Origin of the sequence: Agarilytica rhodophyticola, from assembly GCF_002157225.2 — a bacterium.
Taxonomy (GTDB): domain Bacteria; phylum Pseudomonadota; class Gammaproteobacteria; order Pseudomonadales; family Cellvibrionaceae; genus Agarilytica; species Agarilytica rhodophyticola.
The window spans coordinates 2185194-2199911 of the sequence record NZ_CP020038.1 but is presented as its reverse complement, the minus strand read 5'-3'; the positions used below and the strand labels follow the sequence as shown (position 1 = coordinate 2199911).

At 43.2% G+C, this 14718-nt stretch carries 12 protein-coding genes; 8 read left to right on the top strand and 4 right to left on the bottom strand.

Annotated features, from left to right (window positions below; translation table 11 throughout):
* Nucleotides 1-22: 22 nt before the first annotated feature.
* Together BVC89_RS09305 and rpe are read right to left on the bottom strand one after the other, a co-directional pair.
* Entirely contained in the window at nt 23-763 is a 741-nt protein-coding gene (locus BVC89_RS09305; protein WP_086930931.1) for a P-loop NTPase family protein, read from the bottom strand.
* Between the two features lie 160 nt (nt 764-923).
* Nucleotides 924-1616, bottom strand: a complete 693-nt coding sequence (rpe, locus tag BVC89_RS09300; RefSeq protein ID WP_086930930.1) for a ribulose-phosphate 3-epimerase — start codon at nt 1614-1616, stop codon at nt 924-926.
* Between the two features lie 48 nt (nt 1617-1664).
* Between rpe and BVC89_RS09295 the strand changes: the two genes are divergently transcribed.
* Entirely contained in the window at nt 1665-2861 is a 1197-nt protein-coding gene (locus BVC89_RS09295; RefSeq protein ID WP_086930929.1) for a DUF3530 family protein, read from the top strand.
* A 5-nt stretch (nt 2862-2866) separates the two neighbouring features.
* On the opposite strand, the gene BVC89_RS09290 is transcribed toward BVC89_RS09295, so the two are convergent.
* Together BVC89_RS09290 and BVC89_RS09285 are read right to left on the bottom strand one after the other, a co-directional pair.
* Nucleotides 2867-3568: a nucleotidyltransferase family protein gene (locus tag BVC89_RS09290; RefSeq protein WP_086930928.1), complete on the bottom strand. Its 702-nt coding sequence runs from the start codon at nt 3566-3568 to the stop codon at nt 2867-2869.
* A 5-nt stretch (nt 3569-3573) separates the two neighbouring features.
* The gene (locus BVC89_RS09285) at nt 3574-4623 is read right to left on the bottom strand and encodes an aminoglycoside phosphotransferase family protein (protein ID WP_086930927.1); all 1050 of its coding nucleotides are present in this window, start codon (nt 4621-4623) and stop codon (nt 3574-3576) included.
* A 275-nt stretch (nt 4624-4898) separates the two neighbouring features.
* Between BVC89_RS09285 and BVC89_RS09280 the strand changes: the two genes are divergently transcribed.
* The 7 genes from BVC89_RS09280 (at nt 4899) to BVC89_RS09250 (ending at nt 14715) form a co-directional block, all read left to right on the top strand.
* The gene (locus BVC89_RS09280) at nt 4899-7553 is read left to right on the top strand and encodes an LPS-assembly protein LptD (protein ID WP_158657860.1); all 2655 of its coding nucleotides are present in this window, start codon (nt 4899-4901) and stop codon (nt 7551-7553) included.
* A 31-nt stretch (nt 7554-7584) separates the two neighbouring features.
* On the top strand, nt 7585-8874 hold the full coding sequence (locus tag BVC89_RS09275; RefSeq protein WP_086930925.1) for a peptidylprolyl isomerase: 1290 nt from the start codon (nt 7585-7587) through the stop codon (nt 8872-8874).
* Between the two features lie 6 nt (nt 8875-8880).
* Nucleotides 8881-9870, top strand: coding sequence for a 4-hydroxythreonine-4-phosphate dehydrogenase PdxA (gene pdxA / locus BVC89_RS09270; RefSeq protein WP_086930924.1), 990 nt, complete (start codon nt 8881-8883; stop codon nt 9868-9870).
* A 3-nt stretch (nt 9871-9873) separates the two neighbouring features.
* A complete protein-coding gene (gene rsmA, locus BVC89_RS09265) occupies nt 9874-10695 on the top strand; it encodes a 16S rRNA (adenine(1518)-N(6)/adenine(1519)-N(6))-dimethyltransferase RsmA (protein WP_086930923.1) in 822 nt (273 codons plus the stop codon).
* Nucleotides 10682-11056 carry a Co2+/Mg2+ efflux protein ApaG gene (gene apaG, locus BVC89_RS09260; protein WP_245929361.1) on the top strand — a complete coding sequence of 125 codons (375 nt, stop codon included), beginning with the start codon at nt 10682-10684 and terminating at the stop codon, nt 11054-11056. The genes rsmA and apaG overlap by 14 nt, the downstream gene beginning before the upstream one ends.
* A gap of 70 nt (nt 11057-11126) precedes the next feature.
* Complete coding sequence (locus tag BVC89_RS09255; protein WP_086930921.1) at nt 11127-11948, top strand: symmetrical bis(5'-nucleosyl)-tetraphosphatase; 822 nt, start codon at nt 11127-11129, stop codon at nt 11946-11948.
* Between the two features lie 844 nt (nt 11949-12792).
* Nucleotides 12793-14715, top strand: coding sequence for a PrkA family serine protein kinase (locus BVC89_RS09250; protein WP_086930920.1), 1923 nt, complete (start codon nt 12793-12795; stop codon nt 14713-14715).
* Nucleotides 14716-14718: the final 3 nt, after the last annotated feature.

Below are 14718 nucleotides of genomic sequence, written 5' to 3'. Positions count from 1 at the left end.
TTACTGTAGAAAGACACAGGTGCTAAACATTGTTGTAAACCACCCCTACAATTCTCTGCTCGCCAATAGTATCAATCGCTTCTTGTACCTGCTGCTGAGAAACTTTCCCATAAGGCACAACTAAAACCACAAAGTCGCATAGCTGCGTTAGAATTCTTGCATCTGCCGCGAACTCTCCGACAGAGGGGCTATCTACGATAATATAGCGGTCGCTATAACGAGATTTTATCTCAGAAATAAATGCCACCATTTTACTTGAACACATTTTCTCAGTGGCATCGTTAATATGCTTGCCCGCCGGCACAACACGCAAACGCTTAATGCCCGAAGCATATAAAATAAATTCGACCCCCATCTCTTGAGAGGATAAAAAATCTATTAAACCTAGATTGGCATCAGCACTTAAGAGTGCGTCAACACTAGGATTATAAAAATTACAGTCCACAACAACCGATGTCTTAGACTTATCAAGAGCAATGGCAGCAGCCAAATTGTTAGCCGTATAACTAGCCCCGCCACCAGAACAGACAGATGTTACCATGCAGACATAGTTGTTTCCCGCCATGCGATCATATAACTGTGTACGCAATTGGCGAAATATTTTGAGGGTTTCCTCATTGCTGCTCTCTTGATGTAGAACTTTTAAATTATCCAGCTGAACGCCACTGAAGCTGTGCACTTCAGACATTTTACTGATCTGACGCTCACTCAATAAGGATTTGTTTTCTTCTAATGAAAATTCAATCTCTGAATTTTTTTCCATGGCTTTTCAGCATATTTTTGTTTTAAAAAAACATATAATTTAACTGTCTATAGAAGCTGTTTCATACTATAGAAGCTGTTTCATCACTCGCCCATGCAGGTTATTTTTAATGCGTATCGGTAAGTGCAGCAATTATGCGATAGCTTCTACGATCTCACTATCAAACTTCAGTCATCAGGCTCGCTGCCAACAGCTCTCGCATTTGCGAAATCACTTGGCCGTAGTCGTCAGCGCCAAATATCGCAGAGCCAGCGACAAAGGTATCAGCACCTGCCTTAGCAATATCAGTAATATTAGATAAACCAACACCACCATCTATTTCCAAACGTGTAGCAAGGCCACGAGCATCAATTAACTGTCTGGCTTGAGCGACTTTATCTAGCACATAAGGGATAAATTTCTGCCCGCCGAAACCTGGGTTAACAGACATAAGTAACAACATATCAACCTGGTCAATCGCATGTTCCACAACAGACAAGGGTGTCGCTGGGTTAAGTACTAACCCAGGCATACAACCACAGTCTCGCACTAGCTTGATGGAGCGATCAATATGCTTTGAGGCTTCGGGATGGAAAGTGATATAGCTAGCACCGGCATCAGCGAACTGCTTAATTAAATCATCGACTGGCTCAACCATTAAATGAACATCAATTGTTGCACTTATACCGTATTTACGCAGAGCACTGCACACCATAGGGCCTATAGTAAGATTAGGCACATAATGATTGTCCATTACATCAAAATGGACATAGTCAGCTCCAGCTTCTAAAACAGCATCAACTTCCTCTCCAAGTCGAGCAAAATCGGCCGATAATATAGAAGGGGCGATCTTAAACTCAGGTACTTTAGACATTCAATAAGCCTCGATTAATCAGAATACATACAGGATATTTTAAAACATATGATTGTCCGATCAACCATACCACAAAAAGCTTTAGCAATAATACTGAACGCCATTTTGCTATTGGCAGTTCTATCACCTATTTCTGAGTTTAGTTACCCCCAACAAACAGATAACACGGGAGCTACCGAGCCCGCCGACCCACAAGAGCAGCAACAAGAAGAACAACCATCCCCTACCCCAGATGCCAACGCCCCAAGGCAAATGATTGATATCCAAGCCAAAGCGACCAAACTGCTAATGCAGGCCGTGGAAAAAGATAATGTGCAATGGCTTAACGCCATGGATGAGAAATTTATGGCGCTGTGGCAACAGGATAAGACGGACAACCCCTTTGGAGCCGTAGTCATTTTACATGGCGAGGGTCAGTCTGCTGAATGGCCAAATACTGTCAGTGCCATACGCAATAATTTAAGTGAATTCGGTTGGTCAACATTAGCTATTAGCCTACCACCGCCAGGAAAACTCACGATACCTAAACGACCAGAAAAAAAGCTACCTCTGTCCGCTACTGAGACAAATACCGATTCTGAGGAACAAGACACTTCAGAAGATAAGCCGATGGATAAAAAGCAGATGGATGCCACAGCAACAGACGAAGCCAATAAAGAAGCCATGGCCGCGTTAGAGAAGGATACTATGATGAAGTCCTCCAATATAGAGGCTATGGAGGATAATAGTACGATGATGAAAAAAGATAAGCCCGACCCTGAATTATCGTCAAATGCACGGATTAGTACATCAATACAGTTTCTCAATGAGAAAGGTCAATACAATATTGTGATTATTGGCCACGGCATTGGAGCCATTCGTGCCGCAAAGTTTATCCAGATGCTAGCCCCAAACGCTTCTTCTGCTGATGCAGCTCAAGCCGCAGCAGATGAGGTGCCATACAAAATCCGGGCGCTGATTATGGTGGCAGCACGCAATCAGATTTTAAATACTGAAGAAAAGCTGATTCCCTACCTTAAAGATATTCCCATTCCCATTTTAGATATCTACTACAGCGACCATTATCTAGATAATACTGAAGTCAAAATACGTCGGCAGAAATTGGCCCGTATCAATACTAAAAACTATTATCAGGTAAAATTAATGAGGCCCAATGAAGCAGATTCACGTGCAGAAAATCGTCTTACTCGGCGCATACGAGGATTTCTTAATAAACACGCAAAAGGCGTCGAGGTAGAGCGTTAAATAGTTTAGCCTATACGCTCTTTTAGAAATTCAAAACGTTCAGGTGTGCCAACATCTAACCAAAAGCCATCATACACCTCAGCACTTAAGCAAGCCGTATCCATTGCCCAATCAAACACTTCTTTTAAGGCAAAAATTGCGCGGCGCTTCGGATATTGGGAAATGATTTGTGGCGATAAAATACTTACACCACTAAAAGTATAATCACCTTGTCCCTTTACTAAGGGCTGCAAAAATCCTTCTTGAATAGAAAAATCTCCGTGGATTTTAAAATCCGGGGTAGGCACTAAGACAAGATGGCCATATATATGCTTGTTATTTTTACTAACATTGAACTGATCTCGGTATCGAGCTATCAGCGAAGCATAGTCCAACTCTGTCCATACATCTCCATTAACCAAGATAAAAGGCGCCTCGCCAAGTAGATCGAGCGCGTGATTGATAGCACCGCCGGTTTCTAGCGGCTGATCTTCATCTGAAAAATAAATCTCGATATCTTTTCTCGGTCGATTGTGTAGGTGTTCGTGAACCATATGACCGAGATAAGAAGTGTTAATCACTATTTCTCGTATTCCCGCACGCGCCAGCTTATCGATTTGATGATCGAGTAAAGTTTTGCCATCAACATTTAGCAAAGGTTTGGGCCGATGGTCGGTAAGAGGACGCATACGCTCTCCCTTACCTGCGGCTAATATTAACGCTTTCATACGTTTTAATTATGCATCCATGGTTGACTGTGGATACACGGTAAGAGCACTGCATCAAACCAATCAGCAAAGGGGCTAGTCTCACTATAGAGTCGAGCAATTCGTCGAACATAAGCAATCACTAAAGGCAAATCCTTGAGGTAAGCTTGTTTGTCATCGCGTATAGAAAGCCTGGCAAAAATACCGAGCACTTTAATATGGCGTTGCAACCCCATTAAATCAAACCAACGAAGGTAGCGCTCTTCGCTAACCGACTCCATAATGCCTGCATCTACTGACAAACTAGCATAGGCCAGAGCCCAAGATCGTACTTGCTGATCCGGCCATTCGATATAGCAATCGCGCAGTAACGACACCACATCATAGGTAAGCGGCCCGATCAAGGCACCCTGAAAATCGATAATCCCAGGGGAGCCTGCGACACCATAGACAATATTACGAGAGTGATAATCTCGGTGAACCACAACTTGAGGTTGCTCCAATGCACTATCCAAAATAACGCAAAAAGTACGTTCAATTAGCTGTTGCTCTTCATCGTTAATATCATAACCAAGTAGCTCTGCCACAAACCACTGGCAAAACAACTGCATTTCACTGAGCAAAAAATCCCTATCATAGCGTGGCAAAATACTTTCATCCAAAGGACACTGTTGAATTCGGAGCAATGCAAAAAAAGCTTCGCCGTAAAGGCTGCTCGCCGTCTCATCACTGAGGTGATCGAGGTACATTTTTTCCCCTAAATCTTCAAGCAGGAAAAAACCTTCAGCTTCAAGATATGCCAAAATCTTTGGCACATGAATACCTTGTTGGAAGAAAAATCTGTCGATATCACAAAAGGCTTGATTATTTTCAGTTTCTGGCGGCGAATAAACTGCAATCAAGCTAGTATTAGGCAAACTTATGCGAAAGTAAAAGCGAAAACCTGCATCTCCAGTAAGGGGTAACCACTGGAACTCTTCTATAACCTCCATATTCTGCAGACACTCCGTTACCCAACGTTTCAGCCTGTCTTCAAATGACCTAGTTACAGCAGTAACGGATGAGTCACTTGTCATGATCGATATCTCCCCAGATAATAGTTAATACATCCTATCATCATTAATTTTCGTTTAATGATACGGACTATTCGAGTATATAAGTATTGGCCTACAATTTACGAGAAGCCCATGGAAGTAATACCTAATAGTCACGAACAAATGGTTATTTAATACTCACAAATGCTTAAGACAGTACTATTTTTTAATTTATCTTTTAGAACTTTTTTATTTTACTCTCACTTAGCACTATAATCGTCGCCTGATCCATCTCTGCCATGTTTAGGACTTTAAGTATGCCCAAGAGCTTTGCTCTGCTCAATCGAATTTCAGCCAGATTCACTTGCGTCCAACATCCTAGCGTCCCGCATCTTAACGCCCAAGACCCTAGCACCCGAGACCTTAGCACTGAACAAAAATCTCCAGGTTTAATACTAAATCTCGGACTGACCCGGCGCTTAATAACTTTGCCGTTCATAGTGCTGGCCTTACAAGCACAGGCTCAAATGATTCGCAGTGATGACCCCGCGCTCATCGAAAAAGCGCAAGCGGCATCCTATGGGTGGGTGGCAAAAAATGATTTACCTGAATACCTCCACGATGCCATTCCCCCTGGTTGCAACGGTCTCTATATCGAGATTGGCCCTGAAGCCGCTGCCGCGTTAACCGATGAGGAACTAGAAAAGCTCGAAGTGATTGTTGAAGCGGATGACGCCAAAATTACAGACGGTAATAAAGCGGTATTAACGGGAAATGTCAGTGTTTCTCAAGGCACTCGTTCTATTTCAGCCACGACCATGACCTATGAGCAAGAACTGGAACGTGCCACCCTCGCCGATAAAGTGACCATTCGGGAACCAGGCACCTTCATTCAAGGGGAATATGCTGAAGTCAGTACTTCACAAAGCAAGGCCTCATTTAATGATGCCAAGTTCATCCTCAAAATTCAGCGTGCCAACAAAAGTATCGGTAGCCAGAGCATTATTCGCGGCAGTGCCAAGTCGGTGAAACAAGTATCAGCTAACGTGGTAGAAATGGAAGATGGCCGCCTGACAGCTTGCGAACCGGGAGACGAGTCGTGGATGCTAGAAGGAGAGAAGTTAACGGTCAATAGGGAGACCAACCGAGGGACAGGCAAAAATGTTAAATTGAAAGTGGGCTCTGTTCCTATTTTTTATCTGCCCTACATTTCATTCCCAGTAGGTGACGAGAGGCAAACCGGCTTCCTTTTCCCTTCGTTTAGAAGTAGTGACGATGGCGGCTTAGACTTTTCTCTCCCCTATTATTGGAATCTGGCGCCCAACTACGATGCGACATTAACGCCGCGTTTTATTTCCGGTCGGGGCACAATGCTCGAAGGCTCTGCACGCTACTTAAATAAATGGATGAGAACAGAGGGCGGTCTGGCTTTCTTACCTAACGATGGCGGCAGCCCAGATCCAGATTTGGACGACCTAATCCGAGAAGGCCAACTCACCGAAGAACGAGCACGCCCTAATAAAGGGAATAACCGATGGATGGCAAAGCTTGATCAACGCGGTGGTGACACAGAGGGTTGGTATACACGAGCAGATTACACCAAGGTTAGTGACGAAGACTATTTTCGTGATCTCGGTGCGTCTTCCTTCGCTTCCAATAACCAAATCTTTCTAAACCAATCCTTAGAGGTGGGCTATCAATTTGATCATTGGAAGCTGTCGTCACTTGCTCAGTCACAACAGATACTTCTGGTAGATATCGATTCACCATACCGTAAGCTGCCACAAATCGATATTGATGGTCGTTATAATTTCGACGACTGGACCTTTATCTTGCAGAACAGGTACACGCAGTTTAAGCATCGTGATAATCGTCCCGACATCCTTACCGGCCAGCGTTTTAATACTGATTACAGAATGCGTCTTGAGAAGCGTTATCCATGGGGCTTTTTTACCCCGGAAGTAGGATTTAAAACCCTTTCTTACGACTTGGATGAAAATCCCTTATTATCGCTTACAGAGCAGGAGCAACTCAGCCTTTCAGCGCCCCAAGCAAGCGTCGATATGGGGCTAGTATTCGAACATGGCGGGGGCGCATTTACTCAAACTCTCGAGCCACGTGTCTTTTATCTTTATCGTCAGTTTGAGAACCATGATGAGCTGCTAGGTATAGGAGCCAATAACGACCTTAATGTCAATTTTGATACTTCAGCGCGAACCTTTTCCTACGGACAACTCTATCGCGACTCGCGCTTTATCGGCGGTGATCGCCTCGATGACGCCAACCAAGTGACACTTGGTCTCACTAGTCGCTGGCAGAATAACAATACAGGGCGCGATCTATTTATCGCCAGCGTCGGTCAGATATTCCACTTTAGAGATCGCCGAGTAACCCTTGCCGGCAGCCTTAGTCCAGAAGAAACGGAAGATACCTCAGAGTCAGCATCAGAACTCCGAGTAAATTTAGGTAGGCGAACCCAGCTATTTACCAATGCTATTTACGATACTGAAAGCCGTAAAATCAACCGTGGCTCAGCGGGTTTAAACTTCGCGTCACAAGATTATAAAAAACTCTTCAATATCACCTATTCTTTCTTACGAGACCAGAATACCCTCGGGCCAAGCAACATTATTAACCGCGATATTGATCAGTTGGATGTATCATTCGCCCACCCAGTTAACAAACAATGGTCATTGATGGGCCGTGTCAACTACGATTTTGAAAATCAACAGGAACTCGAAACCTTCCTAGGGTTCGAATATAACGATTGCTGTTATCGCCTAAGATTCTTGGCGCGACGCTGGCTAGACAGTAATATAGCCAATCTAGTTTCTGATGAAAGCGCGCAATACGACCAAGGGATATTCTTCGAAATCCACTTTAAGGGTCTAGGCGGCTCCGGAGCCAAGGTAAACTCCATCCTAAACGATGGTATATCAGGCTACGAAACACGAGAAAAATTACTTTATTAATAGTTTTACTAAATAGACAGTTACAGGAATTATGCGCTTACTTAAAAAATCGCTGCAGGCAGCACTATTCACCGCACTAGTACCTAATCTTGCGTTTGCGGCAGTGGAAATACTAGACCGGGTGGTAGCAACAATAGACGAGGATGTTATCACTCAAACCGAACTGGACTCTCGCGTTAACGAAGTCACCCAACGCTCTGAGAGCGCTGGCGTTAGACTGCCGCCTGCCAACGTATTAAGAGAGCAAATTCTTGATCAGCTCATCAATGAAACATTGCAGCTGAGTACAGCACGGCGCTATGGCGTTACCGTTAGCGACCAAGAAGTGCTCAATGCTATGGGGAACTTGATGAAAAACCGCAAATGGGATGAAGCGGCATTAATGCGACAGTTGCAATCGGAAGGCACAAGCGTGGAAGAATTTAAAGGCCAGCTGCGCCGCCAACTGACGATGCAAAATATCTCCCAGGGCCTTGTGAGATCGCGCATTAAAATTGCAGAGCAAGATGTGGATAATTTCTTAAAATCCGCAGATGCTAAATTCTGGATCTCCCCCGATTATAATCTCAGCCATATCCTTGTTTCACTGCCACCTTCTGCCGATGTAAAAACATCTAAAGAAGCTGAAGACAAGGCCATGTCAATCTATCAGCGCCTCAAAGATGGCGCCAAATTTGAAGAATTAGCACTGGCAGAGTCGGACGGCCCCTTAGCGCTTAAAGGTGGTGCTATGGGGTGGCGCAAATCCTCTGATTTGCCGACACTATTTGCCGATATCGCGCCAAAACTTGACGAAGGTGAAGTATCTCGCCCTGAACGCAGCCGGGCCGGTTTTCATATTCTTAAACTTAACGGTAAGCGTGGAGAAACCAAACAAATCGTCAACCAAACCAAAGCTAGACATATTCTTCTAAAAACCTCGGCGATTCTCAATGACGATCAAGCTCAGGCAAAACTCGCAGAGTTCAGACGCTCAGTACTTGAAGAGGATGCAGATTTTGCCGAATTGGCAAAAGAGCACTCAGAGGACATTGCCTCTAAACTCTCCGGTGGTGATTTAGGTTGGGCTTCTCCCGGTCAGTTTGTACCGGCCTTCGAGCAAAATATGGCAGTAACTAAAATCGGCAATATTAGTGAACCCTTTAAGTCTCAATTTGGTTGGCATATCTTACAAGTACAAGACCGTCGCGCGGAAGATATGACAGAACAAGCCATTCGCACTCGCGCACGAAATGTTTTGATGAGCCGCCGCTTTGAAGACGAAGTGCAGCTGTGGATTCAAGAAATGCGCGATAATGCTTTTATCGAAATCAAAATATAAAGCTTGATGACAACAACTCCTCTACTGGTCACACCGGGCGAGCCGGCAGGTATCGGGCCTGAGTTAGCGGTTAAAATTGCACAACATGCAATTGACTCACCTTGGGTTGCAGTTTGCGACCCAACCTTATTGCAAGAGAGGGCCAAGCAATTAGGCTTGCCCCTTGCTGTTCGCATTTGTTCTCCTAACGAGCCTATTGCAGCTACAGCAAAAGGTGCAATTAATGTTCTCCCTGTTGAGCTCACAAAACCTTCCATCTGCGGCACATTATCCAAGGACAACGCCAGCTATGTCCTCAAGAGCCTAGAAGTCGCCACCGAACTTTGCTTGCAAAAAACCTATAGTGCTGTTGTAACAGGGCCTGTACAAAAAAGTATTATTAATGAGGCCGGTATTGCTTTTAGTGGTCATACGGAGTTTTTCGCCGAACGTAGCCATACCGAAAAAGTGGTCATGATGCTCGCCACCGAAGGTTTACGTGTTGCACTGGCCACCACACACCTCCCTTTGAGAGATGTCTCTGCTGCCATTACAGAAGGGAGTCTCTACCAAGTCATAGACATTTTAGTACGCGAGCTACGAGAGAAATTTGGTCTTGTCAAACCTCGTATCCTAGTGGCGGGTCTCAATCCTCATGCAGGTGAAAACGGCCACTTAGGTATGGAAGAAATTACCACCATTGCCCCAACACTAAAGCGCTTTGATAATAGTCAGGTAGAACTTATTGGCCCTTTACCAGCAGATACTTTATTTACCCCGTCTTATTTAGAAAAAGCGGATGCAGTGCTGGCAATGTACCACGATCAGGGGCTCCCAGTACTTAAGCACAAAGGCTTTGGTAAGGCAGTCAATATTACCTTGGGCCTACCTTTTATCCGCACATCAGTCGACCATGGCACGGCGCTAGACCTCGCGGGGAAAGGCATCGCTGATGAAGGCAGCCTGCTAGAAGCCATGACTATTGCCGCACAATTAGCGAGTAACCGGACACTTTAACCTATGCCAAAACCCACACCATCAGGGCATCGTGCGCGCAAGCGTTTCGGTCAAAACTTTCTCATTGATCAAAATGTTATCAATAATATTATCCGCTCTCTTGCACCAAAAGCGGAAGATCGCATTGTTGAAATTGGTCCGGGTCAAGGGGCATTAACGGGTCATTTATTGGAAAGTAATGAAAGTGTTCAGGTAGTGGAACTCGATCGAGATTTAGTGCCTGTCTTGCTATCTCAATTCGCCAAGTACAAAGACTTCAAAATCCATCAAGGCGACGCACTTAAATTCGACTTTTCATCCCTCCTAAGAGACGAAAACGATGCGTTACGCGTTATTGGTAACCTGCCTTACAACATATCGACTCCTCTTATATTCCACCTGTTGGATAACAAACATTACATACGTGATATGCACTTTATGCTGCAAAAGGAAGTTGTTCAGCGCCTAGCTGCAAAGCCTAGAGAAAAGAACTATGGTCGTCTGAGTATAATGACTCAGTATCACTGTCGTGTAGAGGCATTATTCGAAGTACCCCCAAACTGTTTCCATCCAGCACCGAAGGTAGATTCTGCAGTAGTTAGATTGGAGCCTTACCAAACGCCAACATTGGTGGCAGATAATTTACGCAATTTTGATACGCTAGTAAAAACCGCCTTTCAACAACGTAGGAAAACCTTACGCAATTGCTTGAAACAGCTAGTGAGCGATGAGCAAGCAGAAAACGTCGGCTTAGACTTGTCATTGCGAGCAGAAACCCTTAGCGTAGAAAACTATGTTCAATTCAGTAATGCATTATGGGGAAGCGAAGACATTGTTAACAAATAATGTGCAAGTTGATGTAAAAACCGAATATATTTCCGAGCAGTCTAATCCGGAAAGTAATAAGTTTGTTTATGCCTATACTATCAATCTGACCAATCTGGGCGATACTACTGCACAGTTAATAAGTCGTCATTGGTTCATTACCGATGCCAATGAGAATACCCAAGAGGTGCAGGGCCTTGGTGTGGTGGGTGAACAGCCAACACTTTCCCCAGGTGAAAGTTATACCTACACCAGCGGTGTCGTTATGGAAACTAAAACTGGCATGATGACTGGAACCTATACCATGGAAACTCCATCGGGAGAGAGCTTCGAAGCGCAAATTCCCGCATTTGCACTGGTGCAAGAGGACGCTCTTCACTAACGCCAATCACAGTACTACTGAAGGTACGAAAGTGCTGCACATATTAACTACCTAAGCTGAGGCCTTGACATTGGCTACGTACGCGGTCGGCGACATTCAAGGGTGCCTAGCACCCCTACAAAAGCTTTTAGATATTGCCCATTTCGATCCAAGCCAAGATACCTTGTGGATCGCAGGGGATCTGGTAAATCGTGGGCCAGACAGCCTCGGCGCCCTGCGATTCGCCAAGCAGCTACCTTCGGTTAAGATGGTACTGGGGAATCATGACTTACACTTATTGGCAGCAGCTAAAGGTTTTAAAAAGCTATCGCCAAAAGATACATTACAAGATATTTTGCAGGCAAGGGATAGTGATGAGCTACTCAACTGGTTGCAAGACCAGCCCCTAGTGCATCACGATAGTGATCTTGGCTATACCATGGTTCATGCCGGGATTCCCCCAATGTGGACTATAAGGCAGGCGCTAAGCTATTCTCAGGAAGTTGAACAAGTCCTTCATAGCGAGCAAGCAAACGATTTTTTTAGCCAAATGTATGGTAATGAGCCGAGCTGCTGGGATGATAGCTTTCAAGGTAATGCTCGCTTAAGACTTATTACTAACTATTTCACTCGCATGCGATTTTGCACCGCAGAAGGACAATTGGAATTAAAAACTAAAACAGAGCCGAATTCAGCTCCTGAGGGATATGCACCATGGTTTGCTCATGAAAACCATAAATGTGCAGGCCAACGCATTATTTTTGGTCACTGGGCATCTCTGCAAGGGAAATCTAATAGAGATGGTTTTTATGCCTTAGATACAGGCTGTGTTTGGGGTGGTGACTTAACAATGATGCGATTAGAAGACCAAACTTGTTTTTCTGTCAGTTGCCCTTGCAATGACAACCTCTAGAGTCAGTTCTTAAGTAGCAAAAAATCTAATTGATGAAAAGAAAAAGCGTTTATTTATATAACAATTAAGATCTTTACTTAGAACATCACATTCAGCGCCAGAAAAGTAATATAAATACGTTCCAAAAGCTCTATCAACATATTTTGATATTCTATAATTTAAGCATGAATCTAAAGTGCGTAAGGCTTAAATTCACACCATAAAGTACGGCAACAACATTAAATGTATCAAGTTGTTAACAAGTGCACGTTATCGATATTCAGCAACAAATATAAAGGCCACTACTAGTAAAGGGGTATGTCCTGTAAAAAGTATTATGTATTGTAAATAAGCACATCATTAATAATGATTATATGCAAATTTTCTCACACCACATTACATTACATAATGACCTAATTTACGTTTATATTTAGATTAAATTCACATTTAAAGTTATTAACCAAAGATGAACAATGCGTTAGCCTGCTTAAAGATTAAGTGGCTTTAAAAGTTCGATTTTGTTGAAACTTAACACATAAAAAAAACGTATAACTCAACAGAATAAAAGTATTTATAAATTTCATCTTATACTAAATATTTTATAGATAAAAGCATATACATTACATTGCGTTATGACGTATATTTTAAATAGTATTTGTAAACGAAGTGTAAAAAATTCAATAAGTCATTGAATTTATACTGGCTCATGTGATCATAATGTCTATCATTAAGTAAAGAGCGTACTAAGTTATTGCATATGGATTTTTTTTAGCTTGCGACATACGCACGTGACATTTAAGCGCTGGGCAGTGAAAGATTCAGAAAGATCGGATCAAAATGTTAAAGCGTAATCAGGAGGCATTAAATGACAATTTTTAGCCATTATCGTGAACGTTATGAAGCGACTCAAAAAGAAGTAATCAGCATTCAGGAATATTTAGATCTCTGTAAAAAACAACCTTCCGTTTATGCATCCGCAGCTGAACGAATGCTTAAGGCGATAGGTGAACCTGAACTTGTCGATACTTCCAAAGACCCACGCCTAAGCAGGATTTTTTCAAATAAAATAATCAAACGTTACAAGGTTTTCGAAGAATTCTATGGCATGGAAGAAGCTATTCAGCAAATTGTGTCGTTTTTCAAACACGCGGCTCAAGGATTGGAAGAAAAGAAACAAATCCTATACTTGTTAGGGCCTGTTGGTGGAGGTAAATCCTCACTTGCCGAAAAGCTTAAGTCACTCATAGAAAAAGAACCCATATACTGTTTAGAAGGTTCTCCCGTATTTGAATCCCCCCTTGGTCTATTCGACCCGAACGAAGATGCAAAAATCTTGGAAGAAGACTACGGTATCGCACCTAGATATGTAAAAACTATCATGTCGCCTTGGGCTGCTAAACGTTTACATGAATACGGCGGCGATATTAGTAAATTTAAAGTTATTAAAATCTATCCCTCGATTCTCGACCAGGTTGCAGTATCGAAAACAGAACCAGGGGATGAAAATAATCAAGACATATCCTCGTTGGTGGGTAAAGTCGACATTCGCAAGCTAGAAGAATTCCCTCAAAATGATCCGGACGCCTACAGCTTCTCTGGTGGCTTGTGTCGCGCCAATCAAGGTTTGATGGAATTTGTTGAAATGTTCAAAGCTCCCATCAAAGTACTCCATCCATTGCTAACGGCCACTCAAGAAGGTAACTACAACAGCACTGAAGGTTTAGGGGCTATACCTTTTGAAGGCGTAGTGCTTGCTCACTCTAATGAAGCCGAATGGCATACATTTAAAAACAATAAAAACAATGAAGCTTTTATTGACAGGGTGTACATTGTTAAGGTGCCTTATTGTTTACGAGTTTCGGACGAAATACATATATACGAAAAACTCTTGCAAAACAGCTCCCTGAGCCAGTCTCCTTGTGCCCCAGACACCTTAAAGATGCTCGCCAAATTCACCGTCTTATCCCGTATTAAGCCCCCAGAAAACTCCAATACTTTCTCTAAAATGGGAGTGTATGACGGCCGAAATCTTAAGGATACAGACCCCAAAGCAAAATCCTTACAAGAATATAAGGATGCAGCTGGTGTCGATGAAGGTATGGACGGCTTATCAACTCGCTTTGCCTTCAAGATCTTGTCTAAAGTATTTAATTTTGACCCTACAGAAATTGCTGCTAACCCCGTACATCTGTTGTATGTACTAGAGCAACAGATAGAACAAGAGCAATATTCAGAAGATGTGCGCGATCGCTATTTATCCCATATTAAAGAATACTTGGCACCGCGCTATATTGAGTTCATTGGCAAGGAAATCCAAACAGCTTATTTAGAGTCTTATTCTGAATACGGCCAAAACATTTTTGATCGCTATGTGATTTACGCTGATTTCTGGATTCAAGATCAAGAGTATCGCGACCCGGAAACAGGAGAAATACTCAACCGGGCAGCGCTAAATGAAGAATTAGAGAAAATCGAAAAACCCGCAGGTATAAGTAATCCGAAAGACTTCCGTAACGAGATCGTTAATTTCGTACTACGCGCCAGGGCCAACAATAACGGCAATAATCCTCCTTGGAACAGCTATGAGAAACTGCGCACCGTTATTGAAAAGAAAATGTTCTCTAATACTGAAGATCTCCTACCTGTTATTTCATTTAATACTAAATCGTCTGCGGAAGATAAGAAAAAACACGAAGACTTTGTCGCCAGAATGGTCGAGAGAGGCTATACCGAAAAACAAGTTCGCCTACTCTCTGAGTGGTATTTGAGAGTCAGGAAGTCGCAATAAATA